Origin of the sequence: Streptomyces sp. TN58 (genome assembly GCF_001941845.1) — a bacterium.
In the GTDB taxonomy this organism is placed as follows: Bacteria; Actinomycetota; Actinomycetes; order Streptomycetales; family Streptomycetaceae; genus Streptomyces.
This window is the reverse complement of sequence record NZ_CP018870.1, coordinates 6,103,299-6,121,212: the sequence shown is the minus strand read 5'-3', so window position 1 is coordinate 6,121,212 and position 17,914 is coordinate 6,103,299. Positions and strand designations below refer to the sequence as shown.

The 17,914-nt window shown below is 65.8% G+C and carries 13 protein-coding genes; 8 read left to right on the top strand and 5 right to left on the bottom strand.

Annotated elements, in window-relative coordinates; all coding sequences use genetic code 11:
• Positions 1-6 precede the first annotated feature (6 nt).
• From BSL84_RS27635 to BSL84_RS27625, 3 genes are read right to left on the bottom strand one after another with little or no spacing between them, the layout of a single operon-like run.
• The gene (locus BSL84_RS27635) at positions 7-1,254 is read right to left on the bottom strand and encodes a condensation domain-containing protein (RefSeq protein ID WP_075971387.1); all 1,248 of its coding nucleotides are present in this window, start codon (positions 1,252-1,254) and stop codon (positions 7-9) included.
• A 16-nt stretch (positions 1,255-1,270) separates the two neighbouring features.
• Complete coding sequence (locus BSL84_RS27630) at positions 1,271-3,952, bottom strand: amino acid adenylation domain-containing protein (RefSeq protein WP_075971386.1); 2,682 nt, start codon at positions 3,950-3,952, stop codon at positions 1,271-1,273.
• A 5-nt stretch (positions 3,953-3,957) separates the two neighbouring features.
• Positions 3,958-5,046, bottom strand: coding sequence for a class I SAM-dependent methyltransferase (locus BSL84_RS27625; RefSeq protein WP_199838755.1), 1,089 nt, complete (start codon positions 5,044-5,046; stop codon positions 3,958-3,960).
• 408 nt (positions 5,047-5,454) lie between these two features.
• Between BSL84_RS27625 and BSL84_RS27620 the strand changes: the two genes are divergently transcribed.
• From BSL84_RS27620 to BSL84_RS27585, 8 genes are all read left to right on the top strand, one after another.
• A complete protein-coding gene (locus BSL84_RS27620; protein ID WP_075971385.1) occupies positions 5,455-5,910 on the top strand; it encodes a cobalamin B12-binding domain-containing protein in 456 nt (151 codons plus the stop codon).
• On the top strand, positions 5,907-7,196 hold the full coding sequence (locus tag BSL84_RS27615; RefSeq protein WP_075971384.1) for a methylaspartate mutase: 1,290 nt from the start codon (positions 5,907-5,909) through the stop codon (positions 7,194-7,196). The genes BSL84_RS27620 and BSL84_RS27615 overlap by 4 nt, the downstream gene beginning before the upstream one ends.
• Positions 7,193-8,170 (top strand): asparagine synthetase A, encoded by a 978-nt coding sequence (locus BSL84_RS27610; protein ID WP_075971383.1) that lies wholly within the window; start codon positions 7,193-7,195, stop codon positions 8,168-8,170. Before BSL84_RS27615 ends, BSL84_RS27610 begins: the two co-directional genes overlap by 4 nt.
• On the top strand, positions 8,167-9,486 hold the full coding sequence (locus BSL84_RS27605) for a glutamate synthase-related protein (protein ID WP_079273315.1): 1,320 nt from the start codon (positions 8,167-8,169) through the stop codon (positions 9,484-9,486). The genes BSL84_RS27610 and BSL84_RS27605 overlap by 4 nt, the downstream gene beginning before the upstream one ends.
• The gene (locus BSL84_RS27600) at positions 9,483-9,695 is read left to right on the top strand and encodes an MbtH family protein (protein ID WP_075971382.1); all 213 of its coding nucleotides are present in this window, start codon (positions 9,483-9,485) and stop codon (positions 9,693-9,695) included. The genes BSL84_RS27605 and BSL84_RS27600 overlap by 4 nt, the downstream gene beginning before the upstream one ends.
• A 170-nt stretch (positions 9,696-9,865) precedes the next feature.
• Positions 9,866-10,471 (top strand): hypothetical protein, encoded by a 606-nt coding sequence (locus tag BSL84_RS36255; RefSeq protein ID WP_159393564.1) that lies wholly within the window; start codon positions 9,866-9,868, stop codon positions 10,469-10,471.
• Positions 10,468-12,360 (top strand): hypothetical protein, encoded by a 1,893-nt coding sequence (locus tag BSL84_RS36250; protein WP_159393563.1) that lies wholly within the window; start codon positions 10,468-10,470, stop codon positions 12,358-12,360. Before BSL84_RS36255 ends, BSL84_RS36250 begins: the two co-directional genes overlap by 4 nt.
• Positions 12,360-15,293: a DUF499 domain-containing protein gene (locus tag BSL84_RS27585; RefSeq protein WP_075971379.1), complete on the top strand. Its 2,934-nt coding sequence runs from the start codon at positions 12,360-12,362 to the stop codon at positions 15,291-15,293. Before BSL84_RS36250 ends, BSL84_RS27585 begins: the two co-directional genes overlap by 1 nt.
• A 742-nt stretch (positions 15,294-16,035) precedes the next feature.
• Here the strand turns inward: BSL84_RS27585 and BSL84_RS27580 are convergent.
• Together BSL84_RS27580 and BSL84_RS27575 are read right to left on the bottom strand one after the other, a co-directional pair.
• Positions 16,036-16,884: an NAD(P)-dependent oxidoreductase gene (locus BSL84_RS27580; protein WP_075971378.1), complete on the bottom strand. Its 849-nt coding sequence runs from the start codon at positions 16,882-16,884 to the stop codon at positions 16,036-16,038.
• On the bottom strand, positions 16,881-17,825 hold the full coding sequence (locus tag BSL84_RS27575) for a hypothetical protein (RefSeq protein ID WP_075971377.1): 945 nt from the start codon (positions 17,823-17,825) through the stop codon (positions 16,881-16,883). Before BSL84_RS27575 ends, BSL84_RS27580 begins: the two co-directional genes overlap by 4 nt.
• Between the last annotated feature and the right edge of the window lie 89 nt (positions 17,826-17,914).

Here is a 17,914-nt window from a genome sequence, read left to right as displayed (position 1 = left end):
CGCCTCTCACTTGATGAGGCGCGCCAAGCTGGACCGGAACGCTCCGGCCATGTCGTTCGCCTGGTCGGCGGTGAAGGAGTCCGCGTCGGTGCGGAGCACTCCGCTCATGTTCCCGACCGTTCCCCAGCTGAATTCCCAGAGGGCCGGGAAGGTCGCCCAGCGGGCCGGTATGGGAAGCGCGGTGGCCCTGGCCCCGGACAGACGCAGTCGGGGAACCTCCGTGTCCACGTTCACCAGGTGCAGCAGGGGGGCCGCACCCGGGGTCCTGCGCATCCGGGCAGCCTTCAGGATGCGGGTGTAGGGGAGGTGCTTGTGCGCCAGTGCGGACTCCATAGCGGCTGCGTGGGTCTGCACGATCTCCTGCGCCGGCCGGCACGGTCGCCAGGTGGTCGAGACCGGCAGCGTGTTCAGCAGCGGCCCCACGGTCTCCTGGAGGTCCCGTGTGTCACGCAGCACGGCGGGTAGCCCGACAACCGACCGGCACGGCCGGTCAGATCCTGCTCCGGGCGCGGCCGCGACGGCCGTGCTCACGGCCGTGAAGAGCACCGCGGCGGGCGACACGCGCGCCTCCCGGGCGAGGCGCTTGACGCCTTGAGTGTGTGCCGCGTCGAGATGGAGACCGATCGGCAGGAAGCGGCCGCGATCGTCCTCGGCCGGAGGGTCCTTTCGCGGTACGGACTGGGGCTGGTGGTCCCGCAGCGAGTCCGCCCACCATGCCGTGTCCTCGGCGGCAGCCCATTCCTCGGCGGCGTAGGCGAAGAAGTCGGGCGCCGGGGTCTCCTCCGGACCGGCGGCGCCCCGCACGATGCGGGCGTAGGCATCGCCCAGTTCCCGGGTGAGCAGCGCCAGGGTCCAGCTGTCACCGGCCACGTGGTGGACGGACAACACCAGGAGGTGGTCCTCGGGCGAGGAGGACATCAGCAGCGCGCGTACCGGTACCTCGCGGCGCAGGTCGAAAGGCCGCTGCCAGAACTCGGCGACAACGGGCGCCTGTTCGTCACCCCCCTCCCAGGTTCCGAGGACCAGCCCAGGAAGGGGGACCCCGGGTGCCAGCGGGACGGCGCCCGTCACGTCGTACGTGGAGTGCAGTACCGGGTGGCGCCGGATCACATGGCGCAGGGCCCCCTCCAGCGCAGGCACCTTCAAGCGCCCCGAGATCCGGAAGCCCAACGGCATGTTGTAGAGCGGATGGTTCGCCAGAGCCTCGTGCACCAGCATCGACTGCTGCATGTCGGACAGCGGACGGGGTTCCATGTGTGAAGTGCCTCTCCTACCGGCGGCGCTGTCGCGCTACGTCCGCACGCCACTCGGCGAAGGTCTGTGCCCGCAGGCAGCCGTGCGGGGCGACTTCCACCCCAGTCACCTCGCGTACCCGGGCACTCACGCGAAGTGCCAGCAGGGAGTGGCCGCCGAGGCGGATGAAGTCGTCGTCGTCGTGGACGGCGTCGACCTGCAGGGCCTGACGCCAGATCTCCCGGAGCAGCTCCTCCTGGCCGAGCTCCGAGCTGTGCGCCGGCCCGGCGGCGTCCGGTGCCGGCCCCGGGGCCTCGGGGAGGTCGTGGCGCGAGACCTTGCCGTTGGGGAGCCTCGGCAGCTCCTCCAGGAACACGAACCGGTCGGGGCGCATGGCCGGGGGCAGCTGGCCCGTCATGTAGGCGCGCAGTGCGCGAACGGTGAGCAGCGTCTCGACGTCCTGGTCGGAGCCGCCGGACGCAGCGCCGTGGGCCGTAGGCACGGAGTCCGGGGAAGGTGCCCGGGTCGCGTACACGTAGGTGACATCGGCGTCCGCGCCCACGCTCCAGTCGTTGACCTCGTGAACGGAGAAACCCGCACCGTCGAGGATCTCCTTGATCTCCGCGCCGACCACGCTGGCGCGCTCCACCTCAAGGCATACCTGCTGAACGGCACGCCAATGGCGGGCATCCAGGCCGCGCAGGATGCTGAGCTCCGCACCCTCAGCGTTGATCTTCAACAGGTCGACCCGCTCCAGGCCGAGCCGGTCGAACAAGCCGGAGAGGGTCACGGTAGGCACCGTGTGGGCCGTTGCCTGAAGTCGATTCTCTGCGGCGAGGAGGAGCGAGGCCTTCTCCTGCTCGGTCATGTTCTCGTCTGCCGCCCCGGTGCTCTCGTAGTGCGACTGGACCAGTTCAGCCGCTTCCTGATGCCGCTGCGACCCGAGGCCGGAGAGGTACGAGAGCTCCGGGAACGAGGTGAGTTCGGCCGTGCCGGCCCGGTCGGTCACGGCGACCGGCACCACTTCGGACCGCACCCCGTGCAGCTCCAGGTTGGCCCGGAGGTAGGGCAGCGTGTCCGGGTTCGGCTCGACGGAGAGCAGCCTGACGTTGTCGGCCTGCTGGTGGGCCCACAGGGAGAACAGGCCGATGTTCGCCCCGATGTCGACGACCACGGCGTCGTCGTCGAGACGCACGCCGTACCGCGCGTACTCGTCCTGCTCGAAGATCTGCCTGTAGAGGAAGAGGGCCTCGTCGGGGGACGGCGTTGCCACGCCGAGACCGTGCGGCAGTTGCACACGCCGCAGGCCATCGACGACCGGGGCGTGGCGGCGCTTGGCCGCGACGTACCCGATCAGGCTCGCACCGCTGTCCTTGTCGGGTACGGCGACCACGGCGGCGTCGTGCACCATCGGGTGGCGGCGCAGAACGGCGGCGACTTCCTCGGGTTCGACCCGAACGCCGCGCACCTTGACCTGGTCGTCGAGCCGACCGCGGAACTCCAGGTAGCCGGGTGCGGCGAGGCGCACCAGGTCGCCCGTGCGGTACATCCGCCCGCCGGCCGCGGAGAACGGGTCGGGCCGGAAGCGTTCCTCGGTCTGGCGCTCGTCTGCGAGGTAGCCGACGCCGACGCCCGCGCCGCCGATCCACAGCTCCCCGGTCTGGCCTTCCCCCACCGGCGCGAGGTCTTCGTCCAGCACGTGGCAGCGGACGCCGGCGATGGGCCGCCCGATGGGAGCGATGTGGCCGTCGTAGGGCTCGCTGCAGTCCCAGAACGTCGCGTTCACTGACGTCTCAGTCGGTCCGTACTGGTTAAAGAGGGCGCAGTCAGGGAGCGCCGCCCGGAAGGTCCTGACGCGGTCCATGTCGAGGGCTTCGCCGCCGCAGAAGACGCGCCGCAGATCAGTGCAGTAGGCCAGCTCGGGCTCTTCGAGAACGTAGCGGAGCATGGAGGGGACGAAGTGGGCCGTGGTGACGCCCGCGTCCTGTATCAGCCGCACCAGGCCCAGGCTGTCGAACTGCAGGCCGGGCGGGGCGATCACGAGCGTTCCACCCGCGATGAGGGGCGAGAAGATCTCGTGGACCGAGGCGTCGAAGGCGATCGACGCCTTGTGTAGGACGCGGTCGGAGTCCTCGAAGCCGTACTGGGTGTGGCCCCATTCCAGGCGGTTGTGCAAGCCCCCATGGTGCAGGGCGACGCCCTTGGGCGTACCGGTTGACCCGGAGGTGAAGAGAATCAGAGCCGGGTGTCCGGCCGCTCCCTCGCGCGACCAGCCAGTCGGCTGCAGCGATTTGTGCGAAGGGAGGTCGTCCGGGGACAGGTCAGCCTGGGCAAGGTCGCTGACGTCGTGCCACCGGTTCGGCATGACCTCCTGGTCGCGGTGGGCGGCCGTCCCCGCGTGGAGGACGAGGCGCGGATCGGCGGCATGGATGATCGCGTCGGTGCGCTCGACCGGGAACTCGGGGTCGATGGGCACGGCCACCGCTCCCACCAGCCAGGTGGCCACGAGCGAGGTCACGTATTCGGCCGAGCGCAGGAAGAACAGGCCCACGTGGTCGCCGGGGGCAACACCGGTATCGCGCAGCAGACCGACGATGGCGTGAATTCGACCCCACATGTCGGCGTAGCTCAGCTCACCGTCCGCACTGACGATCGCCGGCACTTCGGCCGTTCCGTGCTCAGGGCGGGGTAGCAGGTCCGGCACAAAGAACGAACTCATGATACTCAGACCACTTTCTGGGCAACTGCGACAATCGCAGAGCGGGGAATTTCGGCCACGAAGGCGCCATTGGCTGGATATACCACCGGGCGTGGCGTGAAATCGACCATCTGGGGCAGGGTTGCCAGGTACTCCTCATGAGCGAAACAGTTCTCCAGCAGACGCCAGCAGGAATCTGTGCCGCCGAGCGAGTCGAAGTACGCCCTGACCCCATACATATCGGCCACGTAGTCGCACATGCGCCGCCGGGCGTCCTCCTCCGACGCCGCACGGACGATCAATGGGTCATACAGATCGATGACATGTGCCGGCGTTCCCGCCTCGTCGAAGAGTTCGGTGAGCACGTCGCGGGAGAAATGCGGATAGTCGTGTCCTGCCTCGGTGTGGGGGTGGACCACGTCCGTGAAGAATCTCGCCATGGGGCTTGTCGTGTCGAAGTCGTGCAGGACCACGCGTCCTCCCGGGCGGATGACCCGCAGGGCCTCAGTGACCGCCCCGAGCCGGCCCTGCGGTGCGATGTGGTGCGTGCCGTAGGCGAGCAGCACCGCGTCCATTACGCCGTCGCCCAGGAAGAGGTGGTCAGCCGCTTGCCGGACGGCAGGCAGGCCCTGCGCCAGGGCCCGCTCGATCATCTCGCCGGAGAGGTCCCCGGTCAGGATGACGACCCGGTCCGACAGGTCGGTCGCCTGTTCCCGGACGGCGCGGGCGAGGGTCCCGTCGCCGCCGAGCACGTCCAGGACGGTACATGGCCGAGCGGGCGGTCCGGGTTCGACGGCCGACGCGGAGGCGAGCTCGAGGAGCTGCCGTATGCCGGTCCAGCGGACCGAAGAGTCGCGCTGCGCCTTGCGGTAGGAGTCCCCGCGCCCGGTGTCGTCCGAGTCGAATTCCGTCGTGGTGGCCGTCAGCACGCGCAGTGCCTTGTCGGCGCCGGGGCGGCTGAAGTCCAACGCCGACGCCAGGAGGGGGTGGATCGGCACCACGCCGCGCAGATAGTCGTTGAGGGTCATCGACGGAAGGTAGAAATCCAGTTCCGCCAGGGCGTCCGCCTGCATGTTCACCAATCCGGCCTTCCGATGGTTCTCATCGGCGACCATAAACTCCACTGGCTTCGGGGAGTTCCCCCCAACCATTCGGAAAACTGCCCCCGCGTCTCGGCTATCGGTCACGAGCCTGTACGGCTGAAGGGCATCCATGGCATCGACTTTGAGCCAACCTCAGTTCGCGGCAACGGAATCGAACCATGTCAGGAGCTCAACCGAGCCGTCAAGGCAGTTTCTGACGCTACCTCACCCATGACCTGCAAGCTTGTGGAGTGCGTCACATTGTCCCGCCTTGACAACCTTCAAAGCCACATGAAGGATCATCAGGAAACGGGGTGCTGGACGTCGGCCACGTGAAAGTCGATTCGGGCAACCTCGGAACATGCCTGTGATCCAGGACGAGTTCGCCCTCGAAGGACTGCGAACTCCCGGACGTTTGGATATGGAGTTCTGGACCGCCGCATGGAACTGAGTCTCATATCAAGACCGGAGCATCCAGTCAGTCGACGGATCATCGTCACAAGCACCTCCTCGGACTCACACATCTGGAATCTGGTATTCCTTCAGCTCCTCCTCGAAGAGGCGGGGCACGAGGTCGTGAACCTGGGGCCCTGCGTCCCGGACGAGATGCTCATACGGGAAGCACTCGATCGGCGACCCGACCTCATCGTCGTCAGCAGCGTGAACGGACACGGTCACCACGACGGCTTCCGCATCGTCAGGCGCCTTCGTACGACTCCTGGGCTGGCCCGCACACCTGTGGTCATCGGCGGCAAGCTCGGGATCGGCGGCCCTGACCCCCGACGCAACCACGCCCTACGTGCCGCTGGCTTCCAAGCGGTGTTCGAAGGAGGGCGGAACGATCCCGAAGACCTCCTGGCTCTGATCGGTACGCTCCCCAGCACGGTCCCTGCATGACGCCGGGATTCGGACACGTGGTGTCCACGGCACACTCCCGTGGCCAACTCGTCGTGCAACCACGCATGGGCATGCCGGTTCCGGCCGACATGCGGGCGGGGCTCCTCGCAACGAAACGGGCCGCGGCCGTCACCGTCGGCACAGTCACGCTGGACAGTTACACGCGGGTGGGCGACCACGCCGCCGCCTGCCGAGCACTGGGCAACGACAGCTCACTCAACGGATACCCCGTCGTGGCACACGGCGCCGACACCACGCGGTGGATGCTCTCCGGGGTGCGGGACGATACCTTCCCCGTACAGGTACGCCACGGGTCCGCCGACCCACGTTCGATCTTCACCACACTGGCGGCCGTGCCGATCGACGCGACCGAGGGCGGCCCCGTCTCGTACTGCCTGCCCTACAGCCGGATGCCGCTGCGCGAGTCGATCCGCAACTGGACAGAAGCCAGCCGGAGCTTCGCGCAGCTGCAGACGACCGGACTTCAGCCGCACATGGAGACCTTCGGCGGCTGCATGCTGGGTCAGCTGTGCCCACCAAGCCTGCTCGTCGCCATCAGCGTGCTGGAGGCGCTCTTCTTCCGTCAGCACGGGCTGCGGAGCATCTCCCTGAGTTACGCCCAGCAGACCAACACGGCACAGGACGAGGAGGCGATCACCGCCCTACGGGACATCGCCGCTGCCCATCTACCGGACGTGGACTGGCACATCGTGCTCTACGCCTACATGGGCGTTTATCCGCGCACCCCCCGGGGCGCCCAGCTCCTTCTCGACGAGGCGGCCAGGCTCGCCGTGCGCGCCGGTGCGGCCCGCCTGATCGTGAAAACAGCCGCCGAGGCGCACCGCATACCAACGGTCCAGGAGAACGTGACCGCACTGGAGACCGCAGCACGGGCCGCCCGGCAGGAACGTCGTCGCAGCCCCAGCCAGGGTGCGGGACAGCAGATCCACGCGGAGGCGACGGAGCTCGTCAACGCCGTGCTCGATCTGGACGAGGACGTGGGATGCGCGCTCGCCCTCGCCTTCGAGCGCGGGTACCTGGACGTTCCCTATTGCCTGCACCCGGACAACGCCGGCCGCACCAGGAGCTTCATCGACACCGACGGCCGTCTCCAGTGGTCGACGACGGGCTCGATGCCCGTCACCGGCGTGGCGCAGTCCGGGACTACGGCCCGCCTCACCTCGGCCGGACTGCTGAGCGCCCTGTCCTACGTGGCCGACAAGTTCGACTGGCTCCGCCAGGCCGACACGGCTGACCATCCGACGAAGACGGAACACCGAACATGACACTCCCTCCAGATCCCCGTACCCACCTGGCTTCCGGCACGACGCGTGCGGTGCTCCGCATCCAGCACCGGATCCTCGACACCGTCCGCGCCCATCTCACCGGCCTCGGGTTCACCGAACTGCTGCCGCCCATCATCGGACCGGTCACCGATCCCGGCGCGCGCGGCGCTAAGCAGGTCGACGTCGACTACTACGGGCACCGCTACAAACTCATGACCAGCGCGATCCTGTACAAGCAGGCCGCCCTGTTCGCCTTCGATAAGATCTTCTTCATCGCACCCAACATCCGGCTGGAGCCGCTCGAGACCGCGCGCACCGGCCGCCATCTGGCCGAGTTCCATCAGATCGACGTCGAGGTGGCCGGCGCGTCCCGCAGTGACATCCTCGAGCTCCTCGAAAGCCTGATCAGCCGGGTCATCGAGCAGACCCTGCATGCGGAAGCCGCCGCGCTGGGCGAACTCGGCCGGGACACTGCCGCGCTCGGCAAGGCGCTGCTCTCCCCCTTCGGGCGGCGCACCCACGGCGAAGCGGTCGATCGCCTGCGCCAGCGGGGCCACGACCAGAGCTCGGACGCTGAGATCGACTGGCAGGGTGAGGTGCTGCTCGCGGCCGAGGCGGAGCAGCCGTTCCTGATCACGGACTATCCAAAGGGCTCGCGCGGCTTCTATGACCGGGAGAGCGAGCAGCTGCCCGGTTTCCTGCGCAACTTCGACCTGATCGCCCCCGAGGGCTACGGCGAACTGTGCAGCGGCAGCGAACGTGAGAACGACTACCGGAAGATCGTCACCCGCATCCGGGAGACGGGTGAGAACCCCGCCAAGTACGAGTGGTACCTCAAGGCCGCCAGGGAAGGAATTCCCGCGAGCGCCGGATTCGGCATCGGCCTGGAGCGCCTCACCCGATACATCGCCGGACTCGACAGCGTCTGGCAGGCCAGCGCCTACCCCAAGGTTCCGGGAGTGCCGTCACCGTGACCGGAAAGCTGACGGCGGCGGGCTTCCCGGAGGGCCTGGTGCGCGCACGCGCCCGGAGCGGCCCGGCAGCAGCGCTGCCGGCCCTGGAGGACTACGCCCTCGCCATGTTCGGAGGGTCGGACACCCTCAGCCGCGAGACGGCACACGACATGATGGACACGCTGCGGCTGGTGCCGCCCATTCTCATGCCCCGGCGGCTGGAGAAGCTGATCGACCTCGGCCGGGAGCCCCTGTACACAGACGTGGCCCTGGACACCGGAGTCGGCGGGTTCAACTCCCCGCTGCCCCTCGTTATCTCCGCGCTGGGTTCCACGAACCTGGCGGGCGGTCACATCGGCAACGCCGTCGCCCGGCAGGCGGGTCGGCGCGGCGTTCCCATGGTCATCGGGGAGAACGTCGTACCCTCCTCAGGCTACGGACGCCTCGGCGATGCCGATCATCGGTCGCTGCGAACCCGGATCAGCGCGTACTGCGCCGAACTGCCCGACGGACTGGGCGGCGTCGCGGTCCAGCAGAGCACCGAGGACGCAGATGCCGAGGTCTGGAACCTCGTCTACAGCGATCCCACCACCCTGCCCCTGCTGGAATCGGGGCGGCTCGCCTTCGAACTCAAGCTCGGACAGGGCGCCAAGCCGGGGCTAGGCGGGATGTCAGTCGTGGACGCGCCCGACGGCGCCGCTACGGAGGGCCAGTTCACCGTGGACCCGGTCTTCGGTACCGGGACCTCGCGGATGCTCCGCTCAGCGACACCCGGAACCTTCACCCAGGAGATCCTGCACCGACAGATCATCCTGATGCGCAACAACTTCCCCCGGGCGCGCATCTGGGTCAAGCTCCCGCCCGGCCGTGACATCGCCACGGCCGCGGGCATCGCCTGGGCAGCCGGGGCCGATGCCGTCACCATCGACGGCGCCGAGGCCGGCACCGGCTGGGCACCGCTGTCCTTCATGGACCACGTCGGCCTGCCCTTGGCAGAGTGCCTGATGCGCATCGCGCCTGGCGACGCGTGCTGCATCGCGTCCGGACGCATGTGGGAGGGAACCCGCGCCGTCAAGGCGCTCGCCCTGGGCGCGCGGGCCGTGGGCCTTGGTCGTGCCGCCTTCCTCGCTGCCGACGAGGACCCCGAGCGGGGACTGCTCAATCTGCTCGACTGCTGCGCCTTCGAGATGCGGCTCCTGCTCAGTGCACTCGGCAAGTACACAGTGGCGGAGGTCGGCCGGGAAGACCTCTGGGGCCTACCCCCTGCTGCGGCGCCTGTCTCGACCCCCGCCAACCCTCAACCGATCCGCACCATTGACTCCGAGGAGACGCCATGACCAACCCCTTCGAAGACGACGCCACCGCCTACGTCGTGCTTACCAACACCGAGAACCAGCACTCGCTCTGGCCCGCCACAGCTGACGTGCCGAAGGGATGGACCGTAAGGCACGAGGGGTCACGACAGAGCTGCCTCGACTACGTCGAGACGCACTGGACAGACCTTCGCCCCGCCAGTCTCGCCTCCAGAATGGGCAAGCCTGCCTAGAAGGCTTCCGCTATCCCTTCAACGGGCTGGGGCAGTCGAACAGGGTTCGTGGTCGAATGATCCGAGGGCGGTCGGGGTATGACGGCAGGGCCTCTTGGTAACTGGGGGTTGCGATCTGAGGCCCGCGGCACAGAGCAGGGTGGCCGGAGCACAGCCGCGAACGCCAGTACGTGGATGAACGCGCTGCGGCCGACGACTTCGCCCCGGAGAACATCGAGCTGCCGACGGTGCCGCCGCCCGGCAGCGCAACCACCGTGGCCCTGCGCGTCCTCACTCTGAGTCGGCCGTGCTGGGCCTGCGGAAAGGACACGGTGTGTCTCATCGGCCTGTACCCGCAGCGTCCCGCTCGCGGCTACGTCGGCTTGTTCACCACGGACAACGCCAAGACGATGGCGCTGGTGCGGCGACTGCTCCAGCAGCACGGCCACGCTGCTCTGGCCGCGACCGTCAAGAGCCGCTACAGCAGGACCATGCGCGAGCGGCAGTTGTCCAACGGCTGCGGTCACTGCGACACGCTGCAGGGCAACTTCCCCGTCCACGACGAGGCCATGGGCCGCGTCGCCGCGAGCGGTGGACGGGCTGGACACGTTGTTGGTCGCTGCCTGCCCGGTGCTGGAGTGGCAGGCCATCGTCCACGACAACAGCGGCGGCGTGATGGCGATCTGAGCTCACACGCAGCGAGAACCCCCTGGTCAGCTCCACTCTCATTTCCCATCTCCCAGAAGAAGAGCGCCCGGTGTCTCTTCTGTGGCCATATCCACAGCTTGGACACGTGAAGGCAAAGGGATTTGCAGGGCAATACCAGGATGAGCCATTGGTCGCCGCTGACTTTGAAGGGCTCGGAGTCACACGAACGGACACCAAGAAGGTCTTCCGGATCCTGAGGAACGATGAGATCAAGGCTGCGCTCAAGGCCGACGCGCGGAGCCTTCCCTCAATTAACAGGCTCTCCGCCATTCCCGATGAAGAGATCCCAGCAGGAAACACGCACACCGTTCAGGCCAGTGGGTACGGCTACACCGGCTACGGTCAGCTAATGAACGATAGGCAGGCGTTGCTGTTTGGCACGCTAGCCCACGAGATCCGGTCATGCTTCGAACTGATGACGAAATCTGGTGTTTCTAGCGAATACGCCACCGTCCTATCTGCCCTTGCTTCCGGAACCATGGTGCGTGCGCTTCGCTATGCGACTAGAGGAGCAATCCTAAGGGCGCATGGTAAACCCGACGGGTCTAAGCAGAACCGTGTGCAGATTGACCATATTTTCCGCAACGAGTCGAAACTGGCATTTGAATTCGACTACTTCGAAGCTGGAATCGGAAATGGCCCAGGGACGTGGGCAGGGCTGACCGACACAGGGCTGGCTCCGCTGGCGGCTCATCTACGCGGCCTGTCCGGCAAGCCGGCCAAAATCCGCCGTGCTAACGCAATGGCGCTTCCGTATCGAGACGGTTCCGTCGATGCGGTCGTGTGCGATCCGCCTTACTACGACATGATCGAGTACGCCGACGCGTCAGACTTCTACTACGTATGGCTCCGGCGAGCCCTGCTGACCATTCAGCCCGATCTCTTTTCGGAAAATATCGGAACCGTAGTTGCGCCGCGGCTCCAGAATAAGGACGATGAGATTATCGTCCGCCGTGTGTACAACGGTGGAGTCAAACACGATCGAGACTTCTACGAGCTGTCCCTGGCGCGCGCCTTCGGTGAAGCCCGCCGTGTGCTGCGTCCAGACGGGCACCTCGTTGTCGTCTTCGGCCACTCGGATCCCGAAGCCTGGAAGCGACTCTTGGCCGCATTGCATGCCGCCGGATTTGTGGTGACTAGTTCATGGCCGTCCCGCTCGGAGAGCACCAAGACGGGCGTGGCTAGCATCAAGGTCACGGTAACCAGTGGGTGCAGGGTCGCTCCACAGAACCGGCCGGTAGCCACTGCAGCCCAAGTCGACCGTGAAGTCACCGAAGTCGTTAAGTCAGCTGTACGCGAGTGGGAGAAAGACGGTCTCGCCTTTACCGACCAATTGATGGCCTCTATCGGGCGCGGGATGGAGGTCTACGGCCGGTACAGCAAGATCCTGAAGCCGGACGGTACGGAAGCCGAGCTCGATCGCTATCTCACCCTCTCCCGAGTCGCGGTGCGTGACGCAATGGCGTTGAAGCTGGACGAAATTTCACTAGAGACCTTCGACAAACGGACCAGATTCGCGGTGTTTTGGCAGCGGCTCAACGGTCTCACTACCGTCCCGAAGGGTGAGGCAAGGTTTCTTGCTCAGGCGGACAGCCTCAACTTCGATGAAGTCCGCACAAGGCTTCTGACGGAAGGCAATCGCGGGTTCAAACTCCGCCTCGACCCCCCAGAAAGTGTCTCGGCGGATTCGTCTACGTTCGAGGTCGCCAGGGCAATGGCCGGCGCGTGGGATGAAGGCGGGACTGAAGCGGTCGCCGGCGTCATCGCTGCAGAATTTGCAGCCAACGACCCCCACCTGTGGGCCGTGGTGGGAGACATGGTGTCCCAACTTCCGGCTAACGACAGAGTAGCCAAGGCTCTCACCGCGATCCAAAGAAATGCGCAGGCCATTAGTAGCCTCGCTCAGCGGGTATCAGAGACATCGATGCCCGACGCCACGCAACTGACCTTCGCCCACCTACTTGAGGAGAGTTCCTGATGACCGCGCAACAAACCGTACGCCATTGGGCAGATGTGTTGGCCCTGCGGCCGGAGGTGCGCGCATCTGACGGCTCCGTAGGTGAACTTCAGATGTCGTTGCACAAGGCCGTGTACCAAACGAGAGACGTCCCCTACCGCAAAGTCAAGTACTACGGCGAGATCACCGAACCTACGCCGAATCTGGTGGGATTCTTCGCACGCGTGGCGCGGCGCCTCGGCACTGATGACATGGGTACCGCTCTATTCCACCTCGACCAGGGGATGGGAGGCGGTAAGTCCCACGCCCTGGTTGGCCTCTACCACATGGCGAACTCCCCGGCGGAATTCTTCGCCACCGAGCTTGGGCGGGCGGTCTGGGAGGAGGCTGAGCAGGGTGGAGTAAATCTCGATCTCATGTCACCCAAGGTGGTGACGCTTACGGCGGACAACTTCTCGCCGGGGCGCCCTACTGAGGTCTTTGGGCCAGCGATCACCCTCTTCGAACGCTTCGTCTGGTCAATCGTCGACGGCGACATGGACCGGTACAAGCACTACGTCGGGATGGGACCAAATAAGGACACCGTCCGCACGGCGCTCTCGGACGCTGGCCGTCCGGTACTCGTGCTGTTGGACGAGCTCATGGATTACGTGCTGCCGCTTTCGGCGCCGGCTTATGTCGAGACCATGCCCGACGAGCAGGCGTTCCTCAGTGCGCTGATGGACGCCTGCGACGATATCCCGCGCGTGTCGTTCGTCTTGGTCATGATCAGGTCGGAGCGGGACGAGCGCGGGTACAACATGGCCGCGCAGGACTTCCGGCAGTTCATCGCTGACCGCGTGGTGCGTAATGGCCTAACCATCCCCGTCAATGAGCCGCAGGACTTTTCCTCGATCATCAGGCGGCGACTCTTTCAAGCGAGGAGCGAAGATCTCCCTGCAGCAGATCTTGCCCGCTCCTACATAAAGGCCGCCACCGGACCATTTACGACCAAGGTCTTCGACAAGCTTGGGGCCAATCGAGGTGTAGCAGGATTTCCAGGCCGGGCGGAAAAGAGCTACCCATTCCACCCGGAACTCATGCGGGTTGTGCAAGAGGAGTGGTCCCTCGTACAGGGCTTCCAGGAAGTCCGCTCTACGGTGGCGATCTTCGCTCGTACCGCCATGCACTGGGTAGACGAACACAAGGCGGGACGCTGGTCGCCCAGCCTGGTTGGTGTGGGAGACATCCCCCTCACGGTCGCCCTGGAGCAGCTCCTCTCGTCCGGACTCTTGATGGGTAATGATCGGGCGGTCCAAGGCTGGCGAGCCGTGGCCGGCACGGATATTACGGGCTCCGACAAGAGCCATGGTCGTGCAGTCGCAATCGACGAAGAGCTGCGCAACTCAGGAGTCGAGTCTCGACAGCCTGCGCCGGCGGTGCGGATGGCAACGGCGCTGATGTGCTACTCGCTCGTGGGGCGTGCGCAAGGTCGGCGGGGCGCCACAAAGGCCGAGCTGCTTGCGAGCATCTTCGAGCCGTCCTTCTTTGGGACCGCGGAGTTTAACGCGGCCGAGGAGGTCTTCAACGCGCTCACAGCGGAAGAGGGGCTGGGCGCCCTCTCAACAGATACGCCGACAAATGCTCCTGCCCGCTTCTCGCTGTCGATCAAGCAGAACCTCCGCATGTATTTCACAGCAGCCAAGGCTCTCGTGCAACGCGGAGAACAAGAAGCCTTGGTTTGGAACGTTGCGCAGCAGATCGCGCAAAACTCTAAAGGCCCGTTCGAACAGGTCATCACCGTCGATCGACCGCGTAGCGAAGACGTCAAATTGAGTGATATCTTCGCCGACATTGATTCAAATTCTACCCGTCTCGTTGTCTTGGATCCACGACGTTGGACATTGCTGAATGGAAAAGACAACAGCAGCCGAGTCGAGATTTCAGCCCTCTTCGGCCTTGGGGACCAGGCTCTCACTGTCGATAACTCGGCTAGCTGCATCGTGGTCTGTGTGAATACACAGCAGCGCGACCATGCACGCAAGCGGGCCTGGGAAGTTCTTGCCTGGCGGCACGTTCTCCAGCAGATCGGCGATGACGCGGACGACGATCTCGTCCAGGCACGCAGTAAACTCAGTGCAGCCGAGTCAAAGCTCAAGGATGCGGTTCTCAAGGCATACAGGCATTACGCGTATCTTCTCCGCGTTGGGGAGGAGCTCGTCGTCGAGTTTAAGCGGTTCGAGGACGACGGTAAGTCAGCACTTCATGGCCAGGCGGTCTGGGACCAGCTCGTTGATAATGGTCGGGCGACCCGTCGTGGGGGGCTCGCCCACGATTACCTTGCTGCCCTGCTGCAGACATTCGATCGGGCACTCACCCCGCGGGAAGTAGTCCAAGCCTTTTACAAGAATCCGGCTTTCCCGCTCGTCACTTCTGTTGATGAGATCCGGTGGGTGATCTTCGATCTTATCGACCACGACTGGGAGCTGATTGACAGTGGTGGCGCAGCTCTGTCGGTTCAGTCACAGGGGCAGATTCAGATCAACTCGATTGCTGTCACGCTCCAGCCCCGGGCGAAGAGAGAGCCCCAATCACCAGATACCGAGGATGATTCCCCGCGAGATAATGGGGATCCGGCACGGCCGGAAATCTCGGGGCGAGGGCGAGATAGCAGTGATTCTGGGAATGGCGAACTTGACCCCCGTGATTCGGAACCCACGGGCCCCAAGGTGTATAAGCGATACCAACTCGACCTTGCCAATCGGAGTATCACCACGCATGAGAAGCGTGAGGAGATTTGGCAACTCTTCCGAGAATTGGCGAAGGCTCTGGACCCGGCTTTTTTCCACGAGCGAGACCATCAGCTCATTGACCTGAAGGTGACGCTGACCACCGCCGAAGGGGACGAGGGCCGGGTCGTCGCAAAGGCACAAGAAATCGGAGCGCGGGTCGTCATCGAGGAAGACGATTTTTAGAGCGGTGCGGACAGGTTCCCGCAATCGTCACCTCCAGTAGAGCGTGACAGCGGAGGTAGGGCTGATTTTAAGTACGTGAGCCGCCGGGCTCGGATGTAGATGTTCGAGCCCGGCGGCCATACCCATCGGCCAGTACCGGGCCGTGCTAAGGGCTTGCCGGGAATCAAGGTGTTGCTTCCCGGCAAGCCCTTAGCTAGACGATCTCCGGCTTCTGCGTGGCGGCGAAGATGAGGTTGCGCAGCTCGCCGCGCAGTCCCCGCAGGCCTCCGTGCGGCTGGCTTGCTCGCGGCGTTCCAGCGCCGCGCGCCCCGGGGCGGAGACACGGGTCAGGTCGGTGCTGAGGGCGTTCTCCATCGTGCTGAGGGTCCTGAGGCAGGTCGTCGATCAACAGGTCGCTGAGGGCGTGCTCGGCCTCTTCGTCGCTGCCAGCAGCAGGGGCGCTGCGGAGATCGTTAATGGCCGCGACGATTCAACCGCCTGTACGAGTAGCTCCCATCGTGGACGGTCTCAAAGAAGAGTCCTTGCGCCACCCTGCCCCTTCGGCCTCCGACGTTCGGAAGAGCCCGAACGCCGGCATCGTCTCGCACACAGCTGACAGAAGGCAGGACGTTCTCGAGAGTTCCGCCGTGCAGCCGCCGAGGCGAACCGTGGCAAGACGCCTCCAGCACAAAGGCAGGGTCCTGCGGTGGCGGCTCCGACAAGAACTCGAGGTGGGGCGCCGTCACCCACAGGCACGAATTCGTCAGGGGGAACCGGCACCTCTACCGTGCAGGTGCGCCAGGGCAACTGCGACCGGCAGGTCGTAGCGGTCTTTGTCCTGCTCCCAGCGGGCCAGCACGGCGACAGTGGCGTCCGCAATCTCCGTCGGCAGGTCAGCCGCTCGGAGAGTCTCAGCGATATCCACCATCTCCGGTGCCCAGCGCCAGGCCCGCGCGGCGACGCTCGGAAGGTAGTCGGGATCCGAGAGGATGTTCGAGGCCATGATTTCTGCCTCGGCGGTCAGCTCGGCCCCCACGCCGTGTGTGGCGGCAAGGGCGTGGGCGACGCCGGCGAGGGTGCGAGCGGCCTTCTGGTAGCTGGCGAATGCCATCTTCAGGGCGGAGGCGGAGCCGATGTCCCCGCTCGTCCGCCGGGGCTCGAGGTGGGTGCTCTTGAAGAGTTCTTCAACAATGGCTACGGCCTGCTGGTCGCCAGCGAGGTAGAGGCGCGCCGTCCGCTGGTCGCCTGGCGGTGGCCCGAAGATCGCTCCGTCGAGTACGAGCGTACCGGGGCAGATCTCGCCCGCGATGTGCCCCATGCGCTTCGGGTTGATGGCATTGGCGTCCACGTACACCCCGGCGAAGTCGTGGTCGGCGACCAGGGTGGCCACGTCTTCGGCGGCCTGGGGCGGGCAGATGGAGAGGACCACGGAGCTGCGGTGAAGCGCCGTAGTCAGGCTGTCCACGGCTACTGCCCCGGCCTGTACGGCCCGTTCACGTGTGGCTTCGCTTCGCCCGTCGGGAACCCAAAGCACCTCGTGCCCCGCTGCCACTACCTGGGCGGCAACGGCAGCGCCCATGGAACCGGGGTGCAAGACGGTCACGGTGGTCACGGGCTGCCTCCCGGTGGAAGTTCGGCAATGGGACGTTCCCTGTGAGCCATGATCGACTCCCGCAAGCCGATTGCAACAGGCACTCCGGCGCCAGGGTGTGCAGCGAGCTGTCGGCTGAAATGTCCGATCCGCCGGTCCACGCTCTCCGTTCGCCGGCGGGCGTTGGTCTCAAGGACGGTGTGCACCTCTTGGGCAGCGCCTTCGATATCTCCCCGTCCGAGACGGGCCATGGCGAGATCCATCCGCGCAAGCGACATCTCACCGAGCCGCTGCCGCGCAGGCGGGGCCGCCTGGAAGATCTCCACGGCCTGGGCGGCACAAGCCTCCGCGTCCGCCAGATTGCGACGTCCAGACAGCCAGAGGTGGGTGCTGCTGGCGTAGAAGAGCTGCTTTTCTACGGGGAATGCCATCATGCCGCCAGGCAGATCGCCGCCGTCGGCTGCAAGGCCTTCGCGAAGACGCTCCGCGCCGGCCAGTGCAGCCAGCGCCTCCCCGGTCCGGCCCAGCTGGCCGTATGCACGCGCCTTGATGCTCTCCAGCCGAGTGTTCGCAGTGCCGGAGTCCGTCGCGTACGCAGCCCCCAGCTCCGCCAGCCGGACAGCATCCGCCGGTCGCCCGTCCCAGTAGGAGATCAGGGCCTGGAGCCCGCGGACCCATACACGCAGGCCGTTGTGGCCCGCCAGCTCGCCCAGGAGAAAGGCGGTGCGCGCCTGGGTGTCGGCCGCGTCGTAGCGTCCAAGGTCGAAGCTGGCGTTTGCGAGGACTCCACACAGGATGCCGGCGCAGACGTAGAGGTCACGGGTGTAGCGCGGTGGCTGCCGGCCCTCCAGAAGTACGAACGCTTGGTCGCGTAGGGAGCGGACTTCTCGAAACAGAGGGCCAACGGGTCGGTTGGGATACGTGTCGACTATCCGGCGGATGTCGGCTTCCAGCTGCTCCATCGTGTGTGGTCCCACGTTGCTGCCTTCTGCACGAGCCGCGAACCGTGCTGACTCGCCGGCAGCGGCGGTCACGACGTCTTCGTGGTTCT

Excerpts from the sequence above, each read along its gene's own strand:
- BSL84_RS27620 (WP_075971385.1), top strand. The coding sequence starts at position 5,455 with ATGGAACTGAGTCTCATATCAAGACCGGAGCATCCAGTCAGTCGACGG.
- BSL84_RS27600 (WP_075971382.1), top strand. The coding sequence starts at position 9,483 with ATGACCAACCCCTTCGAAGACGACGCCACCGCCTACGTCGTGCTTACC.
- BSL84_RS27575 (WP_075971377.1), bottom strand. The coding sequence starts at position 17,825 with ATGGAGCAGCTGGAAGCCGACATCCGCCGGATAGTCGACACGTATCCC.
- BSL84_RS27625 (WP_199838755.1), bottom strand. The coding sequence starts at position 5,046 with ATGGTCGCCGATGAGAACCATCGGAAGGCCGGATTGGTGAACATGCAG.
- BSL84_RS27585 (WP_075971379.1), top strand. The coding sequence starts at position 12,360 with ATGACCGCGCAACAAACCGTACGCCATTGGGCAGATGTGTTGGCCCTG.
- BSL84_RS27615 (WP_075971384.1), top strand. The coding sequence starts at position 5,907 with ATGACGCCGGGATTCGGACACGTGGTGTCCACGGCACACTCCCGTGGC.
- BSL84_RS27635 (WP_075971387.1), bottom strand. The coding sequence starts at position 1,254 with ATGGAACCCCGTCCGCTGTCCGACATGCAGCAGTCGATGCTGGTGCAC.
- BSL84_RS27630 (WP_075971386.1), bottom strand. The coding sequence starts at position 3,952 with ATGAGTTCGTTCTTTGTGCCGGACCTGCTACCCCGCCCTGAGCACGGA.
- BSL84_RS27610 (WP_075971383.1), top strand. The coding sequence starts at position 7,193 with ATGACACTCCCTCCAGATCCCCGTACCCACCTGGCTTCCGGCACGACG.